The following is a 20,081-nucleotide window of genomic DNA, read 5'->3' on the forward strand; positions in this document are numbered from 1 at the left end:
GCAGGCGCGCTTTTGCCTCTCGCGCAGCGCCAACCGCTTTGATAGGTGCGAAGCATTCGCCCCAATCGTGTGTGACGCATCATGCAATTCCTCAAGCGCTTCGGTCTCATCCTGCTCTGGGTCGCCGCACCGCTCGCCGCATTCGCGGCCGCGAACAAGAATGATCCTTATCTGCTCGTGCTGCGTGGCGCCGGAAACATCGTGCTTGTCGTCGCAAGCGTCCTGATCGTCATCGTCCTGCTTCGCCGCGGGCGCTGGCGCAGTACGGCGGGCAAGCTCCTCGTCATGCTCTGGTGCCTGCCGCCGCTGTTGATGTCGGCGGCGCATGTGAGGTTCGAGCTGCGCAAGCACGATGTCCTCGCCGCGAGCCCCGCCGAGGCGCGGCAGCTCGGACCTCACTTCATGGTAGGCTATTCCTCGTTTCCGGAGATCGCGCGCCTTGCCGAGCAGGGATTGATCGGCGGCGTCTACGTCACCCGGCACAACATCCGGGGACGGACGGTCGAGGCGCTGCGTGCCGAGATCGCGGCGCTCCAGGACAAGCGACGGGCGGCCGGCCTGCCACCGCTGGTCGTCGCCGCGGACCAGGAGGGCGGTATCGTCGGCCATCTCGCGCCGCCGCTGACCAAGGTGCCGGCGCTGGCGACGCTCGCCGGGCTCGCGCCGGACCACCAGCAGGAGAAAGCCGAAGAGTTCGGCCGCATTCACGGGCGCGAGCTCGCAGGGCTCGGCGTCAATCTCAATCTCGCGCCGGTGCTCGACCTCAAGCCGCCGCCGAGGCGCAACCGCCTCGATTTCCACACCCTGATCGGGCAACGCGCGATCGCGACCGATCCCGCAGTCGTCAGCACGATCGCGAGCGCCTATGTGCGCGGGCTGGAGGAATCCGGTGTGGGTGCCACGCTGAAGCATTTTCCCGGCATCGGCCGCGTGCACGACGACACGCATCATTTCAGCGCCAACCTCGATACGCCGGTGACGGAGCTGGAAGCAACGGACTGGCTTCCGTTCCGGCAGGTGCTGTCGCATTCGCGCAGCGCCCTCATGGTCGGTCATGTCACGCTGACCGCCGTCGATCCCGATCGCGCCGTTTCGCATTCGAAGCGCGTCGTCCAAGGGATCCTTCGTGACACGTGGAGCTATCAGGGCGTGGTGATGACCGACGATCTCGTCATGGGCGCGATCTACCAGAACGACGTCTGCAAGGCCGTGGTCGAGGCGATCAATGCCGGCGTCGATTTGCTGCTGGTCGCCTATGACGGCGTGCAGTTCTACCGCGTCTTCGCCTGCGCCCTGGACGGATCGCGGCGGGGCAAGCTCGACGCGGCGATGCTGCGCGCGAGCGAGGCGCGGCTCGAAAGAGGTTTTCCGGGCGCGCAGACGCGCGCCGTCTCACTCAGCCGACGTCCGCTTGAGACGACGCGGACCGCCCCGCGCGCGCCGGCGAAGGGCGGTTGAACGTGGTGCGTCACTGTTCGGCCTGCTCCAGCGCCGCGCGCATCAGCGCGAGCATTCGTTGATACGCTCGACCTGGTTTCTCGGTCTCGATCGTTCTGCGAAGGCGCAAGAATGCATCCGCGCCAGGCAGCCGACGACCGTTCGTTCCTAAGGCGTCTCAAGATTGAATCCGTGGTTGGACTCACGTCTACCAAGCAGCGCGCTGGCTTTCCACGAAGGCTAAGCGCGGGCATCGATACGAAAGGCGAAATTTGGCCAGCCTCCGCCAACAGCTTCGCTGCGCCGGCCGTTACGTCGCGCGGGCGGCCAGCCCATCCAGCATCGCGCGCACGAGGCCTGCGATCTCCTTGCGCAGCTCCGGCAGCGGCACGGCGACCAGCTTCTGTTCCAACCCCAGCGCCACCATGCCATGGACCGCCGAGAACAGGCTGCGCGCGGTGATGCTCAGCTCCTCCGGGCTGCGCTTTGGCAGCAGCGCGGCCAGCGGCTGATAGATGTGGCGGAAGAGCTGCATCTGGTCGTCGATCGACCAGTCGGGGACGATCTTGTCGGCCTCCATGCGGTGCTCGAACAGCGCGCGCCAGAGCTGGAGATTCTCGGCAGCGAAATCGCAATAGGCGATTGCGATGCGGACCAGAGCTTCCCGCGGCGATGGCTCGCCCGCGCTTTCGGCGGTGCTGAGTGCCTCGTCGAGCCGAAGCAGCGTGCGCGAGCCGACGCGCAGGATCAGCTCGTCCACGTCGGCGACGAGATTATAGACCGCGCCATTGGCACAGCCGATCTCGCGGGCAAGATCGCGGGTCTTCAGGCCCGCCAATCCCCGTTCAGCGATCATCCGTTCCGCCGCCAGAATTAGGTCAGACCGCAATTTCTTACGTCTTTCCAGCGCTTTAGACATTCTTAACCATTCTCGTGAGCGTTGTTCAAAAAATATCTTGAGCAATGCTCAAGATATGCTACAAAGCACCTGTGAGCAATGCTCATAACAGGGAGCAACCAATGTTCAAGACCGTCGTGACCCTTTTCCGCGGCAGCGTGGCCGCCGCGGGCGAGGAACTGGAAGACCGGACCGCCCTTCTGATCCTCGACCAGCAGATGCGCGATGCGGCTGCGGCCGTCGAGCGCAGCAAGCGCACGCTGGCGCTGGCGATCGCCCAGGACCAGCAAGAAGGCCGCAAGCTGGAAACGACCAATGCGCGCATCGCCGATCTCGAGACCCGTGCCGTCGCGGCACTCGACGGCGGCCGCGAGGACCTCGCCAAGGACGCCGCCGAAGCCATCGCCGCCCTTGAGGCCGATCGCGATGCGGCGATGACGGCGCGCGCGCTGTTCGCGACCGAGATCGCCCGGCTGAAGCGCCACGTCGCCACCGCGCAGGTCCGCATCACCGAGCTCGACCGTGGCCGCCGGATCGCCCGTGCCTCGGAGGCGGTGCGCTCGCTTCGCCGCAGCGGCATCGAGGCGGCACGTCCCTACGAATCCACATTGCCGGAGGCGGAGGGCACCCTGAGGCGTCTGCGCGAGCGGCAGATGGAGGCTCAGGCCGCCGACGAGGCCCTGGTCGAGCTCGACGCGGCCACCGGTCCGCTCGCCACCGCCGAGAGATTGGCCGAACAGGGCTTCGGCCCCCGGCTCAAGACGACCGCAGACGACGTGCTGGCGCGGTTGAAGTCCAAGCGAATGCCGGCAGCCTGATCTCAATCGCGATTTCGACCCCAATCATCATTTGAACCATTAGGAGACCATCATGAACCAGAACGGCCAGCCCCACAGCAGCGCCTGGGTGAGCTTCACTTACGCGTCCTTCGCGGCCTCCGCCTTCCTTGTCGCCATCGGCATCTTCTTCCTGCCGATCGACCTCTGGATGAAGGGCTATCTCACCATGGGCATCGTCATGCTGATCCAGACCTGCATCACGCTGACCAAGACCGTGCGCGACAATCACGAGAGCAGCCGCCTCGTGAACCGCATCGAGGATGCCAAGGCCGAGCGGTTGCTGATGGAGGTTTCCAAGGCGGCCTGAGCAGAGCCTCAGGGAAGCTGCATGAAATTTCGGGCAGCGGATGCCGGAGCATCCGCTGCCCCACCGCATCTCCATCATTTGCCGTGATTGCCGCAACATATCCTTTACCCTCTCGCCGCCAGAAGAAATCGTCCTCATCGCTCATTAATCGCCGCGCGCGACAACCGGCGCGATCACGGGCGGGCTTGCATGGCAGATCCTGAGAGCGAACCAAGCTGGCGACGTCTGCGTGGGGCCGCCGGACGGCTGTGCGGCCATGCGGCGTTCTGGTTCCAGGCCCTTGCACAGCCGACCATCGATCTCAGCCTGCGTACCCATCCCGGTCACATGACCCGGATCATCGAAAGTCCGGGCCTGTCGCTGCCGCGGGACGAACTCGACCGGCTGATCGCGCAGCTGCGGATGGTCGCAGCCAAGACGCTTCCCGCCGACGAGCTGACCTACGGCATCTTCTCCGGCGAGCGCGAGCGGCTATCCCGTGCCATCGTCACGCTGATCTCCGAAGAGAGCACGGGACACCCGGTCGCCTTCAACGCGTTGTCGGTGATGCGGGTCGAACTCGACGGCGCGTCCGTCGACGTCACCCATCTCGGCCTCGTGACGGTCGATCCCGACGCGCGCGGGCAGGGGCTGTCCTGGGTGCTCTACGGCCTGACCACGCTCGTGCTGTTTCTGCGCGACGGCCTGCGCCCGCGCTGGATCTCGAACGTCACCCAGGTGCCGTCGGTGGTCGGCATGGTCAGCGAGACCTTTTCCGAGGTTTATCCGTCGCCGCGTCCCGGAGCGCGGCAGAGCTTCGCCCATCTCCAGCTCGCACGTGGCATCATGCGGCAGCACCGCGGGGTGTTCGGCGTGGGCGACGGCGCCGGCTTCGATGAGAGCCGTTTCGTGATCACGGATGCCTATACCGGTGGCTCCGATGCGCTGAAGAAGACGCTTGCGGACCCCCCGAAGCATCGCGATCCCCTCTATGCCGAGTTTTGCGCACGCGAGCTCGACTATGAGCGCGGCGACGACGTCCTCCAGATCGGATGCATCGACCTCGTGGCCGCGCGGGCCTATCTGTTCGAGCAGGTCCCCCACCGCTCACTTCCCAGGCTCCTGGTCGCATCCCTGATCCTCGGATTGCAACGGCTGGTGCTGCCGGTCATTCACTGGCTCGACGACAGCAGGGCGTTCGGCGCGCTGCGGCCGCGGCAGGAGCGCATCCGATGACCTCGGCCGTCATTGCCAACGCGATCGTCAATCTCTGTGGCGTGATCGGGCTCGGCGTCGCCATGCTCGCGCTCTGCCGCCGCGACGCGCAGAGCCCGCTGACCCGGCGCCTCGTGATCGCGCTCGGCATCGTCGCGCTTCTGTTCCTGGTGCGCAGCACCGCGTGGCTGACCGCGAACAGCGTGCTCGACGACCTCTCGGTCATCCCGGCTGCCGCGATCCCTTTCGGTGCCCTGATCGTGACCGAGGGGTTGTTGAGGCGGCACGCGCCGCGCGCCATCAAGCTCGCGGTGATCGCCGGCGGCGTTGTGCTCGGCATCGGCGGCGCGCTGGGGCTCGAGCGTTTCGAGACGCCCTATGCCATCGCGCTGATGCTGTTCCAGCTCGGCGGCTTTGCGGCTTGCGCCGTCCTGCTCGCAACGCGCAACCGCAAGTCGCTGATGGCCTCCGAGAATCGCAGCATCGGCCGCATGACGATCGGTGCTATCGTCGTGCTGCCCTTCATCGTCACCGATTTTGGCGCCTTGATGCCGAGCATGCCGGTCAAGCTCGGCGCGCTCGGCGCATTGCTCGTCGTCACCGCGATCCTGATCGCGGGCAGCAGTGGCGAAGCACGTTGGCATGGCGTGCAGCTCACCGCGCTGCGGCTCGTAAGCTCGGCGTGCCTCGGTCTGGCGGCGGCTTTCGTTGCCGGGGACGTCGACGCCGCGCAGCTGGTGCGCTTCAGTGCCATCGCCGTGTCGGGCGTGCTGACCATTGGCCTCATGACCGACACGCTGCGGTCCTATCTCGAATCCCGCGTGCCGGGCGTGCTGGGCTCGGTCGCAAGCTCGTCGGCGACCTCCCGCGATCAATTGATTGCGGAGGTGCTGCGTCACCCGCTGTTCGAGAGTGCGCGGCGCTATCGCGAAGACGATCTCGCAGCCTACGATCCGGTCTTGCTGCGCATTCGTCTTGCGGATCATCGCGTGCTGCGGCGCGTGGATGCGCCATGGGGTCATCCACCGGTCGATCCGGCCGTGGAGCGGCTGGTGTCGCTGATGGCCGCAGTGAGCGCGACGCATCTCGTCGTGCTGTCGTCCGATCCGGTCGACATTCTCGCGCTCGTGGTTCCCGTGACGTCGGCCGACCCCGCCACCGAGACTGCGATCGCATTGGTGCAGCGGATCCTGATCATGGCGGAGGCGAGTGCGCCAGCTCACACCGCCGCCTGACAATCATTTCAGGCTTTACGGTATGCGCAACGCATTGTGATTCCGTTGCAGGTGCGATATGGCTCTCGCGCTTTCCAGAGGCGGAGACGAGCTTTGTCGAAACAATCCCTGCGTGAGGAGGCCGAGCGCCTGATCCGCGAATCGATGGAAAAGAAGAGCATCGTCGTCAAGCAGGGCACGACCCGCATCGAAGCGGTCTGCGGCAAGTGCGGTGCGCCGAACCGGGTGCAGGCGGAGAAGGGTCAGACCCGCGTCAAGTTCGCGTGCAAGAATTGCGGGCACAAGCAAGAGACGCTGTAGGCGAGGGCGTTCCTCACCATAAGGGTCTGACCGTCAGTCGCCCTCCACGAATCTCTTGAATGCGCCCGCATAATCCGGATGCCAGCGCGACAGCGGCGGGCGGTTCTCGACGATGTCGCCGGCCGCCCACAGCATGCGCTTCTCGTCGAGCGCGCGGGGCACATCATTGTCCGGGCAGAGAATGTAGAAGTCGTCGGCCTCCAGACGCGTCAACATGAATTCGACCGTCTGCTCCGGCGTCCAGGCGCCGGCCGGCTTCTCGGTGCGGCCCTTCGCGGTGAGGCCCGTGAAGACGAAGCCGGGAATGAGCAGATGCGCGGCGATGCGGCAGTCCTTCGTGTTGCGCAACTCGTGCTGGAGCGCCTCGGTGAACGCCTTCACGCCGGCCTTGGAGACATTGTAGGCGGGATCGCCGGGCGGGGTTGTGATGCCCTGCTTCGATCCGGTGTTGATGATGAGGCCTGGCTTGCCGCGCGCGATCATGTTCGGCGCAAAGATGCGCGAGCCGTTGATGATCCCCCACATGTTGACGGCGATGATCCGCTGCCAATTGTCGGGCTCGGCGAACAATGTGCTGCCGGGCTGGATGCCGGCATTGTTCATCAGGACGTCGGTCCCGCCGAACCGTTCGCGCACGCCGCGTTCCAGGTCCGCAACGCTCTCGGCCCGGCCGACATCGACGGCGAAGGTCATCACATTCGCGGGACCCGTGACGGATGACAGTTTTGTTGCGGCCTCGGCCAGGCGGTTCTGATCGACATCGGCGATGCACACCTTCATGCCGGTGCGCGCAAACGCCGCGGCGGCGGCCAGTCCAATGCCGGATGCGCCGCCGGTAATCACGGCAACGTTGTCCTTGACGATGGCAGGATGTGACATGCGAGGTCTCCGGCGAAACTACGTGGCGCTCGGTCGCATTATAGCACGCGCCTCGCGCGAGGCTGCACAAGTCGGCATAGGAGGTCTTCGTTCCACGCCGCCTTTACGCTTCTGCGGCGCCGCTGTATTTTATCCGACGAACGATCCTGCCCAGATCGAACCAACAATCATTTGATAGGGAGTGCAGCCATGGCTGTGTCGCAGGCTATTCCGATCACGCGCCATCCATTCGCGAACGGGTCCTACAAGCAGATGCTGATCGACGGGAAGTGGATCGACGCTGCCTCAGGCAAGCGCTTCGAGACCCACAATCCCGCCACTGGCGAGCTGCTTGCGACTGTCGCCGAAGGTGACAAGGAGGATATCGACCGTGCGGTCGCCGCGGCACGCCGCGCCTTCGAGGGGCCCTGGAGCAAGGTCAAGCCATTCGAGCGACAGAACCTGCTGCTCAGGCTTGCCGACCTCGTCGAAAAGAATTTCGACGAGTTGTCGCAGCTCGACACGCTCGACATGGGCGCTCCCGTCAGCCGAACCCGCGCCTACCGTCTCCGCGCCATCGGCATGCTGCGCTATTACGCCGGCCAGACCACTGCGCTCCACGGTGAGACCATCGAGAATTCGCTGCCCGGCGAGATCTTCTCCTACACGCTGAAGGAGCCCGTCGGTGTCGTCGGTGCCATCATCCCCTGGAACGGGCCGCTGACCGCAACGATCTGGAAGATCGGGCCGGCGATCGCGACCGGCTGCACCGTGGTGCTCAAGCCAGCAGAAGAAGCCCCGCTGACATCGCTGCGCATCGCCGAGCTCGCGATGGAAGCGGGCGTGCCGCCCGGCGTCATCAATGTCGTTCCCGGCTATGGCGAGACCGCGGGTGCGGCGCTCGCCTCGCACCATGACGTCGACAAGGTCGCTTTCACCGGCTCGCATGTCACCGGCCAGTCGATCATCCGTGCCTCGGCCGGAAACCTCAAGCGTGTTTCGCTCGAGCTTGGCGGCAAGTCGCCGGACATCGTGTTTGCGGATGCCGATCTCGATGCCGCGGTGCCGGGCGCCGCGATGGCGGTATTCGCCAATTCGGGACAGATCTGCAGCGCCGGCACGCGCCTGTTCGTCGAGCAGTCGATCTACGAGGAGTTCGTCGGCCGTGTCGCCGAATTCGGCAAGAAGCTGCAGGTCGGCAACGGCCTCGATCCCAACACCCAGATCGGGCCGCTGGTCTCGGAGCAGCAATTGGAGCGCGTCACCGGCTATCTCGACATCGGCCAGAAGGAAGGCGCCAAGGCGCTCGCCGGAGGCGGTCGCGTCACCGAAGGCGCGCTGTCGAAGGGCTTCTTCGTCTCGCCCACGGTGTTCGCTGGCGTTCAGGACAACATGCGCATCGCGCAGGAGGAGATCTTCGGGCCCGTGATCTCGGCGATTGCGTTCAAGGACATGGACGAGTTGGTCAAGCGCGCCAACGCCACGACGTTCGGCCTCGGCTCTGGCCTGTGGACGCGCGACGTCAGCAAGGCCCATGCGGTGGCCAAGAGCCTGCGTGCCGGCTCGGTGTGGGTGAACTGCTATCAGGCGATGGACCCGGCCGTGCCGTTCGGCGGTTACAAGATGAGCGGTTACGGCCGCGAGTCCGGCAAACAACATGTCGAGGAATATCTCAACGTGAAGGCTGTCTGGATCAAGACGGCGTAATTGTCCCCCTGCGTTTCGCAGGGAGGAATATTGCCTTCGTGGGGGCGACACCTTTTCCGGGTGCCGCCCTCCGCTATATGATCGTCATCCTTCCGTAGCTCCAGTTGAGGCCAGCATGAAATTCGAGGCGTTGTTCAAACCGTTGCAGGTCGGTCCGTACAAGCTTGCGCACCGCGTCGCGATGGCGCCGCTGACGCGCATGCGTGCCGAGCGCGAAACCTTCGCGCCGCGACCGCTCAACGCCGAATATTACGGCCAGCGCGCAACGCCGGGCGGCTTGATCGTCGCCGAAGCCTCGCCGGTGCTCTCGCACGGCCGCGGCAATCCGGCGACGCCCGGCATCTATTCGGAGTCGCAAATCGCAGGCTGGCGCAAGGTGGTCGACGCCGTGCACGCCAAGGGCGGCATCATCTTCCTCCAGCTCTGGCATGTCGGCCGGGTCTCGCATTCCTCTTTCCACGGCGGCGCGCTGCCGGTGTCGGCCTCGGCGATCCCGATCAAGGCCGAGGGCATGAAGGCGATGACTGCCGATGGCAAGATTGCCGATTACGAGCCGCCGCGCGCGCTGGAGACCGAGGAGGTCAAGGACATCGTCGAGGCGTTCCGCCAAGGTGCGAGGAACGCGCTCGCCGCCGGCTTCGACGGCGTCGAGATCCACGGCGCCAATGGCTATCTGCTCGAGCAATTCCTGCAATCGCGCAGCAACCAGCGCACCGATCAATATGGCGGATCGATCGAGAACCGCGCGCGGCTGCTGCTCGAGGTGACACAGGCCGCGATCGACGTCTGGGGCGCGAACCGCGTCGCCGTCCGGCTGTCGCCTCACGGCATCGCCAATGATTCCGGCGAGCCAGATCCGATGCCGCTCTATACCCATGTCGTGAGTGCGCTCGACAAGCTCGGTCTTGCCTATCTGCACTTCATCGAACCACGCTCCAGCGGCGCCGGCCGGGCCGATGTTCACTGGGAGAACGTGCCGTCGGCAATGGTGCTGTTCCGCCCGCTCTACAGCGGCGTCCTGATGACGGCCGGCGGCTTCACCGGCGAGACTGCGAATGCGGCGATCGCCGAGGGATACGCCGATATCATCGCTTTCGGCCGCATCTTCATCTCCAACCCCGATCTGCCGCGCCGCCTTCAGCACGGCTATCCGATCACACCATACAATCGCGCGACGTTTTATAGCGGCGAGGCGAAGGGGTACACGGACTATCCGGCGTATGACGAATTGGCGCCGGCGTGACGCTGCCGTAGCCCGGATGAGCGAAGCGACATCCGGGAGCTTCGCAACAGTCGTCCCGGATGTCGCATCGCTCATCCGGGGTTACGGGTCCATTGTGGAGCGCTGACAAACTCCACAAATTCCGTCATTGCTTCGCTGCGCTCGCAATGACGAAGGGGACGCATCATGGCCAAAGCCGCAGCCGCCGCAGGTATAGCCACCGGCCAATGCCTCTGCGGCAAGGTCACCTTCGAGATCGACGTTCCCGCGCGATGGGCCTGGCACGATCACTCCGCCGCGAGCCGCCGCGCTCATGGTGCGGCCTATGCGACCTATGTCGGAAGCTGGAAGAAGCGCTTTCGTATCACTGCTGGCAAGACTTCACTTACGCGTTACGAGGACAAGGCGACGAAGACCACCCGCAGCTTCTGCGCGCATTGCGGCACGCCGATCGCCTATGAGCGCCCGCGCGGGCCGCACATGGTCAATATCCCGCGCGCTCTCTTCAAGGAGCGCACCGGCCGCCAGCCGCTCTATCACATCGCGATCGAGGAGTTGCAGGAATGGGCCTATACCGGCGAGCCGCTGGTGCCGCTGAAGGGCTTTCCCGGCGTGGTCTGGCAGCGTTCGAAAAAGAAGAAGCGAGCGAGGGGCGAGGATCCGTTCGAGCTGGGTCGGGAGGAGATGTAGAGCCGCCCTCCCGCGCAACGCAGCCATGACCGCGCTTTCTTGCGCGTATCCCAAGACTTCGGCCATCATGCTTTCAGTCCTTGCGGCGACGTCCGCTCCTGGAGGCAACATGAAGAACAAGATCACCGGCCGCTCCGCTTTTCTCGCGCTGCTCAAGGACGAGGGCATTACGCATCTGTTCGGCAACCCCGGCACCACCGAGCTGCCGATCATGCATGCGCTCAAGGACCATCCCGATCTCACCTATGTGATGGCGATGCAGGAGAGCCTGGTGGTGGCGATCGCCGACGGTTACAGCCGCGCCTCCGGCAAGCTCGTGGCCTGCAACGTCCATGTCGCGCCGGGCCTCGGCAACGCGATGGGCTCGCTCTACAATGCCCAGTTCACGGGCACGCCGATGATCCTCACTGCCGGCCAGCAGGAGCAGGGTCACGGCCTGATGGAGCCGGTGCTCTATGGCCCGCTGGTGCGAATGGCCGAGCCGCTGGTGAAGTGGGCGGTCGAGGTGACGCGGCTGGAAGACCTGCCGCGCATCGTGCGTCGGGCCGCCAAGGTGGCGATGACGCCGCCGACCGGCCCGGTGTTCATCTCGCTGCCGGGCGACATCCTCAACAGCGAGGCCGGGATCGATCTTGGCCGCTCCACCCGCATCGATGCGCGCACCAAGCCCTCGGATGAGGCGCTCAGGGCGTTTGCTGCGCGGCTGCTGAAAGCCGAGCGTCCCGTGATCGTCACCATGGACGAGGTGGTCAAGAGCGATGCGCTGAAGGAAGCTGCGGAGCTCGCGGAGCTGCTGGGTGCGGCGGCCTATCAATCCTCCACCCCCTATGGCGCGCATTTCCTCTCGGAGAGCCCGAGCTTCGTCGGAACGCTGGCACGGGTGCAGAAGGTGGCGCGTGATACGCTCGCGCCCCACGATCTCCTGATCGCGCTCGGCGGCGATCCCTTGCGGATGTCTGTTTATAGCGAGGTCGATACGCTCCCCGACGGCCTCGGCATCGTGCAGGTCGGCCTCGTCGATTGGGAGATCGCCAAGAATTACGGCGCCGAGATCGCGCTGAAGGCGGATTTGAAGGAGACGCTGCGCGCATTGATTCCCGTGCTGAAGGAGATGGGCGGCGCAACGCTTGCGAGCCGTGCCAGGCAGCGCCTTGCCGAGCTTGCGCCGAAGAACTGGACTGCGCGCCGCGCTGCGCTGGTCGAGCAGATCGGAAAGAGCGCCGGTCGCAGCCCGATCGATCCGGACTTCCTGGTGCTGCAGATGATCGAGGCCATGCCCGACCATGCCATCCTGGTCGATGAAGGCCTCACCTCGAGCCGCCAGGTGACGGCGCTACGGCCGCATCGCGACCGCTACGGCTATCACGGCCTCGCCTCCGGCGGCATCGGCTGGGGCCTGCCGGCGTCGGTCGGTGCCAGCATCGCCAATCCGGATCGCCCCGTCGTGTGCTTCTCAGGTGACGGCAGCGCGATGTATTCGATCCAGTCGCTGTGGACGGCGGCGCACCACAAGCTGCCGCTCAACGTCGTCATCGCCAATAATGGCGGCTACCGCATCATCAAGCAGCGCCTGCTCGCCTTCCATGGCGATGACAATTACGTCGGCATGGATTTCGTCGATCCGCCGGTGGATTTTGCAGGCGTCGCCAAGGCGCTCGGCTGCGAGGCGATCAGGGTCAGCGATGCCGGCGAGCTGAAGGCGACACTGGCTTCGGCATTTGGCCGGCCGGGAACCAAGCTGATCGAGGTGATGGTGGACGGGAAGGTGTAACTCCGCTGTCGTCCCGGCGAACGCCGGGACCCATACCGCGTGATCTATCAAATGCGGGTGGTGCCAATCCCGAACGACCAGCCTTCGCCAAACTACTCCCTGGGGTTATGGGTCCCGGCGTTCGCCGGGACGACAGTGAGTTTGTGCTGCCTACCCCTTCTTCCCCACCCGATACCCCGCCGCCGGATGCGTCGCATCGAGCCGTGCACGGCCATCGCCGAACAGCTTCTCCCGCAGCGTGCCCTTTGCATATTCGGACTTGTAGCGTCCGCGCCGCGTCAGCTCCGGCACCAGCATGTCGGCAATGTCCTCGAAATCGCCGGGCGAGATCGCGAACGCAACGTTGAGGCCGTCGACGTCGGTCGCCTCGAACCATTGCTCGATCTTGTCCGCGACCATCTCCGGTGTGCCGACCACGACGGGGCCAGCGCCGCCGACGCCGACATGCTCGATGACGTCGCGCACGGTCCAAACGCGGTCGGGATCGGCCCGGGTGACATTGTCCATCGCGCTGCGGCCGGCATCGTTCTGGACGTGCCGCACCTGCTGGTCGAGGTCGTAGCCGGCGAAGTCGACGCCGGTCCATCCCGACATCAGGGCGAGCGCGCCCTCGGGGCTGATGTGGCGGCGGTAGTCGGCATATTTTTCTTTGGCCTCGGCTTCGGTCCGGCCGAGGATGATCGTCATCATCGAGAACATCAGGATTTCGGCGGGGTTGCGGCAAATTGCGGCGGCCTCCTGGCGGATCGCGGAGACGCGCGGCGCGATCACCTTGGCCGATGGGCCCGACATGAACACGCATTCGGCATGCTTTGCTGCGAACTGCCGGCCGCGCGGCGAGGTGCCGGCCTGATACAGCACCGGCGTTCGTTGCGGCGACGGCTCGCTGAGATGAATGGTGTTGTTGATGCGATAGTTGGCACCTTCATGGTTGACGCGATGAACCTTTGTCGGGTCGGTGAAAATGCCGCGCTTGCGGTCGCGCAGCGCCGCGCCATCCTCCCAGCTCCCTTCCCAGAGCTTGTAGACGACCTCCATATATTCGTCGGCGATGTCGTAGCGGTCGTCATGCCCGGTCTGCTTGTCCTTGCCGGCGCCGCGCGCGGCGCTGTCGAGATAGCCGGTGACGACGTTCCAGCCGATCCGCCCCTCGGTGAGGTGATCGAGCGTCGACATCCGGCGTGCGAACGGGTAGGGCGGCTCGAAGGATAGATTGCTGGTGACGCCGAAACCGAGATTTTGCGTCACCGCGGCCATCGCTGAGAGCAGCAGCAGCGGCTCGTTCGACGGGGTCTGTGTTGCATTGCGCAAGGCCGCGTCAGGGCTGTTGCCGTAGACGTCATAGACCCCGAGCACATCGGCGAGGAACAGCCCGTCGAAACGGCCGCGCTCCAGCGTCCTCGCTAGATCGATCCAGTAGGGCAGGCGGTTATAGTCGGCGGTGCGGTCGCGCGGATGGGTCCACAGGCCCGGTGACTGGTGTGCGACGCAATTCATCGCAAAGGCGTTGAGCCTGATCTCTTTGGCCATGATGTCCCTTGGTACTCTGAACTGATTGGCACTCTGTACTGAGCGCTCTTCGAATGATAGACGTGCGCCCGAACTTGGCGACGTTCTTGCATATCCTAGACTTGGATGTCTCGGCCTTGGCAAGGCCAAAATCCGTTGGCGCTGCCGCACTTGGCAAGCCAAACTCAAGAGAGCAAGAACGAAATCCCAAGAGAACTCCAGAACGATCGAACTTCCCGCCACTTTCGAGGACCTGCCCGTATCGGGTAATGTCCTCCGTTTCAGAGCCTCGAAAAACAAGCAATGACCAGAGCTGACGCCATCGCCCGTGCCCGTGAAGACTTCACCTCCGGTACGTTTCTTTCCGAGCTCGACCGCCGCGTCGCCTTCAAGACCGAAAGCCAGAATCCGGCGCGCGGCGCCGAGCTGCGCGCCTATCTGGAACAGGAGATGCAGCCGGCCTTTGCCGCGCTGGATTTTTCCAGCCGCATCGTCGAATCCCCGAGCGGCAAGGCGCCGTTCCTGTTCGCCGAGCACCACGAGAGCGCCTCGGTGCCGACCGTGCTGATCTACGGCCATGGCGATGTCGTTGACGGCATGGAGGGCGAGTGGCGCGATGGCCGCGATCCCTGGCGCACCACGGTTGCGGGCACGCGTCTCTACGGCCGCGGCACCGCCGACAACAAGGGGCAGCACAGCATCAACATGGCGGCGCTGCGCGCCGTGCGGGATGCCCGTGGCGGCAAGCTCGGATTCAACGCCAAATTCATCGTCGAGATGGGCGAGGAGATCGGCTCGCCCGATCTCGGCAAGGTCTGCGATCTCAATCGCGATGCGCTCAAGGCCGACCTGTTCATGGCCTCCGACGGGCCGCGCCTGTCGGCCGATCGGCCGACGCTGTTCCTTGGCTGTCGTGGCGGCATCCGCATTCATCTCGACGTCAACTTGCGCGATGGCGGCCATCATTCCGGCAATTGGGGCGGCGTGCTCGCCAACCCTGCGACCATCCTCGTCAACGCGATCTCCACGCTGGTCGACGGCCACGGCCGCCTCCTGCTCGACGTGCTGAAGCCGCCCCGCCTCACCAACCAGATCCGCTCCTATCTCGCCGACGTGCAGGTGGTGCCGACCGCGGACGAGCCAGCGCTGGCGGAGAATTGGGGCGAGGACGGCCTGTCGGCGGCCGAGCGGCTCTACGCCTGGAACACGCTGGAAGTGCTGGCGATGTCCTCGGGCAACATCGATAAGCCGGCGAACGCCATTCCCGGCCATGCCAATGCCGTCCTGCAACTGCGTTTCGTGGTCGGGACCAGGATCGAGGGCCTGATCGAGGCCATCCGCGCGCATCTGGTCGCAAAGGGTTTTCCGATGGTCGAGGTGCGGGCGGCCCAGAGTTTTGCTGCATCGCGCACAGACTTCGACAGCCCCTGGATCAAATGGGCGGCGGATTCGGTGCAGGAGACCACCGGCAGGGCGCCGGCCGTGCTGCCGAATTTCGGCGGCTCGCTCCCCAACGACGTGTTCTCCGAGATCCTGGGCCTGCCCACCATCTGGGTGCCGCACTCCTATCCCGGCTGCTCGCAGCATGCGCCCAATGAGCACATCCTGCTGCCATTGACCGAAGAGGCCTTGACGGTGATGGCCGGGCTGTTCTGGGATCTCGGCGAGTTGCCGGCGCCGTTAACCTGAGCTCTTGATCCAGCCGAAAGTTACATTCTAATCCGGCTCGATTTGTGCTTGCATCCGGGCCGCATCATCCGAAAGGGGAAGAGAAAAGTGAAACATTTCCGCCACATCGGGCTCGCGCTCGCCGCGACCTTCGTCGTCAGCCAGGCCGGGGCCCAGGAGCTGACCGGCACGCTGAAGAACATCAAGGATACCGGTGCGATCACGCTCGGCTTCCGCGATTCCTCGATCCCATTCTCCTATCTCGACGACAACCAGAAGCCCGTCGGGTTCGCGATGGACATCTGCTACAAGATCGTCGATGCCGTGAAGAAGGAGCTCAAGCTCGACAAGCTCGAGGTCAAGCTCAACCCGGTGACCTCGGCGACCCGTATTCCGTTGATGGCCAACGGCACGATCGACCTCGAATGCGGCTCGACCACCAACAATGCCGAGCGCCAGAAGCAGGTCGCCTTCACCAACACCCACTTCCTGACCGCGAGCCGCTACGTGTTCAAGAAGTCGAGCGGCCTCAAGTCGATCGACGACCTCAAGGGCAAGACCGTGGTCTCGACCGCCGGCACCACCAACATCAAGCAGCTCACCGAGGCCAACGTCGAGAAAAAGCTCGGCGCCAACATCATTCCGGCCAAGGATCACGCCGAAGCCTTCCTGATGGTCGAGACCGATCGCGCCGTCGCCTTCGTCATGGACGACATTCTGCTGGCGAGCCTCGTTGCCGGCTCGAAGGCGCCAGGGGACTACGCCATCTCCAAGGATGCGTTCTCCAAGCCCGAGCCCTACGGCATCATGTTGCGCAAGGACGACGCCGCCTTCAAGAAGGTGGTCGATGCCGCGACTGCCGCGCTCTACACCTCCGGCGAGGCCCAGAAGATCTACGACAAATGGTTCACGGCCAAGATCCCGCCGAAGGGTCTCAACCTCAACACGCCGATCTCGGCCGAGCTGAAGAACGAGTTCGCCAAGCCGTCGGACTCGCCAAACCCGGACGATTATAAGTAAGAGAAACCTCGATCTTTCGATCGAGATCATGTCCGGCCACTCTTGACACAGGGGTGGCCGGACATTTGCATAGGCGCCCAGGACGTCCAATGACGGGCGCGTTCGCGCGGGGGACACGTGAACTACAACTGGAACTGGGGAATCTTTTTCCAGCCGAACCCGATGGGGACCGGCACCTATCTCGACATGCTGCTGTCGGGGCTGGCGCTGACCCTCAAGACAGCGGTGCTGGCCTGGATCATCGCGCTGGTCACCGGCTCGATCGTCGGCGTCATGCGCACGCTGCCCTCGAAAGGCGCCACCTGGTTCGGCTTTGCTTATGTGGAATTCTTCCGCAACATGCCGCTGCTGGTGCAGCTCTTCCTGTGGTTCTTCGTGTTGCCGGAAATCCTGCCGAAGGCCGCCGGGCTGTGGCTGAAGCAGCTGCCCAACGCGCCGTTCTGGACGGCGGCGATCGGCGTCGGCCTGTTCATGTCGGCGCGCGTGGCCGTGCAGCTGCAGGCCGGCATCGGCTCGCTGCCGCGCGGGCAGAAGATGGCGGCGACTGCGCTGGGCCTCACCACCGTGCAGGGTTATCGCTACGTGCTGCTGCCGATGGCGTTCCGCATCATCCTGCCGCCGCTGACCTCCGAGTTCCTCAACACCATCAAGAACACCGCGGTCGCGATCACCATCGGCCTGCTCGAGCTGACCGGACAGGCGCGCTCGATGCAGGAATTCTCGTTCCAGGTGTTCGAGGCCTTCACCGCCGCGACCATCCTCTACCTCCTCGTCAACGCCGTCGTCGTGACCGCGATGCGCTTCCTCGAGCGCTGGGTCGCGATCCCCGGCTACATCACGGGGAAATAAGCAATGCTCGGTAATTTCGATTTCGACGTCATCCGCCGCGCACTGCCCTATCTGTTCTACGAGGGCATGACCTTCACGCTGACGCTGACGGCACTCGCAGCGCTCGGCGGCCTCATCTTCGGCACGGCGCTCGCCCTGATGCGTCTGTCCGGCCTCAAGCTGCTCGGACGCATCGCCGGCATCTATGTCGACTTCATGCGCTCGCTGCCGCTGGTGCTGGTGATCTTCTGGTTCTACTTCCTGGTGCCCTATATCGGGCAATGGGTGACCGGCGCCTCGCGCCCCATCAGCGTCGGCGCCTTCGCCTCCTCGCTCATTACCTTCATCATGTTCGAGGCGGCGTACTTCTCCGAGATCATGCGCGCCGGCATCCAGTCGATCTCGCGCGGACAGCCGGCCGCGGCGAGCGCGCTGGGGCTGACCTACGCCCAGACCATGCGCTACGTCGTGCTGCCGCAGGCGTTCCGCAACATGCTGCCGGTTCTGATCACGCAGACCATCGTGCTGTTCCAGGACACCTCGCTGGTCTACGTCCTGTCGATCACGGACTTCCTGGGAGCGGCGAGCAAGGTGGCGCAACGCGACGGGCGCCTGGTCGAAATGTACCTGTTCGCAGCGGTCGTCTACTTCACCATTTCCTGTATCGCGTCCTTCGGCGTTCGCCGGCTCCAGGCGCGCATCGCCATCATTCGATAGAGCGTGTCGGTCATGATCGAAATCAGCCACGTCAACAAATGGTACACCCCGACCTTCCAGGTGCTGACGGATTGCACCACCAGCGTCACCAAGGGCGAGGTGGTCGTGGTCTGCGGCCCCTCGGGGTCGGGCAAGTCGACGCTGATCAAATGCGTCAATGCGCTGGAGCCGTTCCAGAGCGGCGACATCCTGGTCGACGGCACCAAGGTCAACGATCCCAAGACCAATCTGCCGAAGCTGCGCTCGCGCGTCGGCATGGTGTTCCAGCACTTCGAGCTGTTCCCGCACCTGAAGATCATCGACAATCTCTGCCTCTCGCAGGAGAAGGTGCTGGGCCGGTCGCACGCCAAGGCGGTGACGAAGGGCATGCAGCTGCTCGAGCGCGTCGGCTTGAAGGAGCAGGCGCAGAAATTTCCCGCCCAGCTCTCCGGCGGCCAGCAGCAGCGCGTCGCCATCGCGCGCGCGCTCGCGATGGATCCGATCGTCATGCTGTTCGACGAGCCGACCTCGGCGCTCGATCCTGAAATGGTCAGCGAAGTCCTCGACGTCATGGTCGATCTCGCCCGCGAAGGCATGACCATGATGGTCGTCACTCACGAGATGGGTTTTGCCCGCAAGGTCGCCAACCGCGTCATCTTCATGGATCGCGGCGAGATCGTCGAGGACGCCCCGAAGGACGATTTCTTCGGCAAGCCGCGCAGCGACCGCGCGCAGAAGTTCTTGTCGAAGATCCTTTCCCACTAACTCCGTCGTCATTCCGGGATGGCCCGAAAGGGCCAGGCCCGGAATCCATAACCCCGGCTGGTGGTTATGGATTCCGGACTCGTCGCGACGCGCCGCCCCGGAAATGACTGGTTGAGGGTTTCGGGGCATCAACAAATCCCGTATAGGGACAGGTAAATCCCTTTCTCGCCAGGAGACCTGCCTTGGACTCGATCGCCTATGTCAACGGCTCATTCGTCCCGCTCTCGGACGCGAAGGTCTCGATCCTCGACCGCGGCTTCCTGTTCGCCGACGGCATCTACGAGGTCTCCGCCGTGCTCGACGGCAAGCTGGTCGACAATGCCTCGCATCTGGCGCGGCTGGAGCGCTCGGTCGGAGAGATCAAGCTGAAGCTGCCCGAGACGGTCGAGCGCATCACCGAGCTGCAGAAGGAGCTGATCGCGCGCAACAAGGTCGAGGACGGCCTCGTCTACCTCCAGGTCACGCGCGGTGCCGACACGGGCCGCGACTTCGCGTTTCCCAAGGGCGACGTCAAGTCGAGCCTGGTGATGTTCACCTCGGAGAAGGACATCATCAATGCGGCGTCGGCCAAGTCCGGCATCAACGTGATCACCGTGCCCGACATCCGGTGGGAACGCCGCGACATCAAGAGCGTGGCGCTGCTGGCGCAGGTGCTGGCCAAGCAGGCCGCGGCGGAAGCCGGCGCCGGCGAAGCCTGGATGCTGGAAGACGGCTACGTCACCGAAGGCGGCTCGTCTTCCGCGTTCATCCTCACCAAGGACGACGTCATCGTCACCCGCAAGAATTCCAACGCGATCCTGCCGGGCTGCACCCGCAAGGCCGTGGTGGCGCTCGCCGAGGAGCGCCAGCTCCGCGTCGAGGAGCGTTCCTTTACAGTAGCCGAGGCGCTGGCCGCGAAGGAGGCCTTTGCGACGTCGGCTTCACTGTTCGTCCAGCCGGTGGTTGCGATCGACGGCAAGAAGGTCGGCGACGGCAAACCCGGCCCGATGGCCACGCGCCTGCGCGAGATCTATGTGGATTTCGCCAAAGCGACGGCGGTCTGATCTGTCATTGCCGGGCTTGACCCCGCAATCCATCGCGAGAGTCAGAGGTTTTCTTGGATGGATGCGCGGGTCAAGCCCGCGCATGACGATCTGT

Annotated in this window: 19 protein-coding genes; 16 read left to right on the forward strand and 3 right to left on the reverse strand. The window is 64.6% G+C overall.

Annotated elements, in window-relative coordinates; translation table 11 throughout:
* Window positions 1-81 precede the first annotated feature (81 nt).
* On the forward strand, window positions 82-1,458 hold the full coding sequence (locus tag HAP40_RS06520; RefSeq protein ID WP_166818576.1) for a glycoside hydrolase family 3 protein: 1,377 nt from the start codon (window positions 82-84) through the stop codon (window positions 1,456-1,458).
* Window positions 1,459-1,747: 289 nt separating this feature from the next.
* Here HAP40_RS06520 and HAP40_RS06525 read toward each other — a convergent pair whose 3' ends face one another.
* A complete protein-coding gene (locus tag HAP40_RS06525) occupies window positions 1,748-2,356 on the reverse strand; it encodes a TetR/AcrR family transcriptional regulator (protein WP_166818575.1) in 609 nt (202 codons plus the stop codon).
* Window positions 2,357-2,457: 101 nt separating this feature from the next.
* On the opposite strand from HAP40_RS06525, the gene HAP40_RS06530 reads away from it, so the two are divergent.
* The 5 genes from HAP40_RS06530 (at window position 2,458) to HAP40_RS06550 (ending at window position 6,210) form a co-directional block, all read left to right on the forward strand.
* Window positions 2,458-3,153 (forward strand): PspA/IM30 family protein, encoded by a 696-nt coding sequence (locus HAP40_RS06530; protein WP_166818574.1) that lies wholly within the window; start codon window positions 2,458-2,460, stop codon window positions 3,151-3,153.
* Window positions 3,154-3,205: 52 nt separating this feature from the next.
* Window positions 3,206-3,481, forward strand: a complete 276-nt coding sequence (locus HAP40_RS06535; RefSeq protein WP_061846546.1) for a YiaA/YiaB family inner membrane protein — start codon at window positions 3,206-3,208, stop codon at window positions 3,479-3,481.
* Between the two features lie 189 nt (window positions 3,482-3,670).
* On the forward strand, window positions 3,671-4,696 hold the full coding sequence (locus tag HAP40_RS06540) for a hypothetical protein (protein WP_166818573.1): 1,026 nt from the start codon (window positions 3,671-3,673) through the stop codon (window positions 4,694-4,696).
* Window positions 4,693-5,910, forward strand: coding sequence for a hypothetical protein (locus tag HAP40_RS06545; RefSeq protein WP_166818572.1), 1,218 nt, complete (start codon window positions 4,693-4,695; stop codon window positions 5,908-5,910). Before HAP40_RS06540 ends, HAP40_RS06545 begins: the two co-directional genes overlap by 4 nt.
* 93 nt (window positions 5,911-6,003) lie before the next feature.
* The gene (locus tag HAP40_RS06550) at window positions 6,004-6,210 is read left to right on the forward strand and encodes a hypothetical protein (protein ID WP_166818571.1); all 207 of its coding nucleotides are present in this window, start codon (window positions 6,004-6,006) and stop codon (window positions 6,208-6,210) included.
* Between the two features lie 33 nt (window positions 6,211-6,243).
* Here the strand turns inward: HAP40_RS06550 and HAP40_RS06555 are convergent, their stop codons facing one another.
* Window positions 6,244-7,089, reverse strand: coding sequence for an SDR family NAD(P)-dependent oxidoreductase (locus HAP40_RS06555; RefSeq protein WP_166818570.1), 846 nt, complete (start codon window positions 7,087-7,089; stop codon window positions 6,244-6,246).
* A gap of 189 nt (window positions 7,090-7,278) precedes the next feature.
* On the opposite strand from HAP40_RS06555, the gene HAP40_RS06560 reads away from it, so the two are divergent.
* From HAP40_RS06560 to HAP40_RS06575, 4 genes are all read left to right on the forward strand, one after another.
* Window positions 7,279-8,775, forward strand: a complete 1,497-nt coding sequence (locus HAP40_RS06560) for an aldehyde dehydrogenase family protein (protein WP_166818569.1) — start codon at window positions 7,279-7,281, stop codon at window positions 8,773-8,775.
* 115 nt (window positions 8,776-8,890) lie between these two features.
* Window positions 8,891-10,018 (forward strand): alkene reductase, encoded by a 1,128-nt coding sequence (locus HAP40_RS06565; protein WP_166818568.1) that lies wholly within the window; start codon window positions 8,891-8,893, stop codon window positions 10,016-10,018.
* 165 nt (window positions 10,019-10,183) lie between these two features.
* On the forward strand, window positions 10,184-10,687 hold the full coding sequence (locus HAP40_RS06570) for a GFA family protein (protein WP_166818567.1): 504 nt from the start codon (window positions 10,184-10,186) through the stop codon (window positions 10,685-10,687).
* A 109-nt stretch (window positions 10,688-10,796) separates the two neighbouring features.
* On the forward strand, window positions 10,797-12,458 hold the full coding sequence (locus HAP40_RS06575) for a thiamine pyrophosphate-binding protein (protein WP_166818566.1): 1,662 nt from the start codon (window positions 10,797-10,799) through the stop codon (window positions 12,456-12,458).
* A gap of 150 nt (window positions 12,459-12,608) precedes the next feature.
* Here HAP40_RS06575 and HAP40_RS06580 read toward each other — a convergent pair whose 3' ends face one another.
* A complete protein-coding gene (locus HAP40_RS06580) occupies window positions 12,609-13,988 on the reverse strand; it encodes an LLM class flavin-dependent oxidoreductase (RefSeq protein WP_166818565.1) in 1,380 nt (459 codons plus the stop codon).
* A gap of 282 nt (window positions 13,989-14,270) precedes the next feature.
* On the opposite strand from HAP40_RS06580, the gene HAP40_RS06585 reads away from it, so the two are divergent.
* From HAP40_RS06585 to HAP40_RS06610, 6 genes are all read left to right on the forward strand, one after another.
* A complete protein-coding gene (locus tag HAP40_RS06585) occupies window positions 14,271-15,656 on the forward strand; it encodes a M20 family metallopeptidase (protein WP_166818564.1) in 1,386 nt (461 codons plus the stop codon).
* 87 nt (window positions 15,657-15,743) lie between these two features.
* Window positions 15,744-16,655, forward strand: a complete 912-nt coding sequence (locus tag HAP40_RS06590; RefSeq protein WP_166818563.1) for an amino acid ABC transporter substrate-binding protein — start codon at window positions 15,744-15,746, stop codon at window positions 16,653-16,655.
* Window positions 16,656-16,772: 117 nt separating this feature from the next.
* Window positions 16,773-17,504, forward strand: a complete 732-nt coding sequence (locus tag HAP40_RS06595; protein ID WP_166818562.1) for an amino acid ABC transporter permease — start codon at window positions 16,773-16,775, stop codon at window positions 17,502-17,504.
* A gap of 3 nt (window positions 17,505-17,507) precedes the next feature.
* Window positions 17,508-18,200: an amino acid ABC transporter permease gene (locus HAP40_RS06600; RefSeq protein WP_166818561.1), complete on the forward strand. Its 693-nt coding sequence runs from the start codon at window positions 17,508-17,510 to the stop codon at window positions 18,198-18,200.
* 12 nt (window positions 18,201-18,212) lie between these two features.
* Window positions 18,213-18,944 (forward strand): amino acid ABC transporter ATP-binding protein, encoded by a 732-nt coding sequence (locus HAP40_RS06605; protein WP_166818560.1) that lies wholly within the window; start codon window positions 18,213-18,215, stop codon window positions 18,942-18,944.
* 182 nt (window positions 18,945-19,126) lie between these two features.
* Window positions 19,127-19,987, forward strand: a complete 861-nt coding sequence (locus HAP40_RS06610; protein ID WP_166818559.1) for a D-amino-acid transaminase — start codon at window positions 19,127-19,129, stop codon at window positions 19,985-19,987.
* Window positions 19,988-20,081: the final 94 nt, after the last annotated feature.

Origin of the sequence: Bradyrhizobium sp. 1(2017) (genome assembly GCF_011602485.2) — a bacterium.
Classification (GTDB): Bacteria; Pseudomonadota; Alphaproteobacteria; order Rhizobiales; family Xanthobacteraceae; genus Bradyrhizobium.

Bases quoted from the DNA above. Each gene is read 5' to 3' on its own strand.
- HAP40_RS06530 (WP_166818574.1), top strand. From the start codon at position 2,458: ATGTTCAAGACCGTCGTGACCCTTTTCCGCGGCAGCGTGGCCGCCGCG.
- HAP40_RS06555 (WP_166818570.1), bottom strand. From the start codon at position 7,089: ATGTCACATCCTGCCATCGTCAAGGACAACGTTGCCGTGATTACCGGC.
- HAP40_RS06580 (WP_166818565.1), bottom strand. From the start codon at position 13,988: ATGGCCAAAGAGATCAGGCTCAACGCCTTTGCGATGAATTGCGTCGCA.
- HAP40_RS06540 (WP_166818573.1), top strand. From the start codon at position 3,671: ATGGCAGATCCTGAGAGCGAACCAAGCTGGCGACGTCTGCGTGGGGCC.
- HAP40_RS06585 (WP_166818564.1), top strand. From the start codon at position 14,271: ATGACCAGAGCTGACGCCATCGCCCGTGCCCGTGAAGACTTCACCTCC.
- HAP40_RS06565 (WP_166818568.1), top strand. From the start codon at position 8,891: ATGAAATTCGAGGCGTTGTTCAAACCGTTGCAGGTCGGTCCGTACAAG.
- HAP40_RS06525 (WP_166818575.1), bottom strand. From the start codon at position 2,356: ATGTCTAAAGCGCTGGAAAGACGTAAGAAATTGCGGTCTGACCTAATT.
- HAP40_RS06545 (WP_166818572.1), top strand. From the start codon at position 4,693: ATGACCTCGGCCGTCATTGCCAACGCGATCGTCAATCTCTGTGGCGTG.
- HAP40_RS06575 (WP_166818566.1), top strand. From the start codon at position 10,797: ATGAAGAACAAGATCACCGGCCGCTCCGCTTTTCTCGCGCTGCTCAAG.
- HAP40_RS06520 (WP_166818576.1), top strand. From the start codon at position 82: ATGCAATTCCTCAAGCGCTTCGGTCTCATCCTGCTCTGGGTCGCCGCA.
- HAP40_RS06600 (WP_166818561.1), top strand. From the start codon at position 17,508: ATGCTCGGTAATTTCGATTTCGACGTCATCCGCCGCGCACTGCCCTAT.
- HAP40_RS06535 (WP_061846546.1), top strand. From the start codon at position 3,206: ATGAACCAGAACGGCCAGCCCCACAGCAGCGCCTGGGTGAGCTTCACT.
- HAP40_RS06570 (WP_166818567.1), top strand. From the start codon at position 10,184: ATGGCCAAAGCCGCAGCCGCCGCAGGTATAGCCACCGGCCAATGCCTC.
- HAP40_RS06560 (WP_166818569.1), top strand. From the start codon at position 7,279: ATGGCTGTGTCGCAGGCTATTCCGATCACGCGCCATCCATTCGCGAAC.
- HAP40_RS06605 (WP_166818560.1), top strand. From the start codon at position 18,213: ATGATCGAAATCAGCCACGTCAACAAATGGTACACCCCGACCTTCCAG.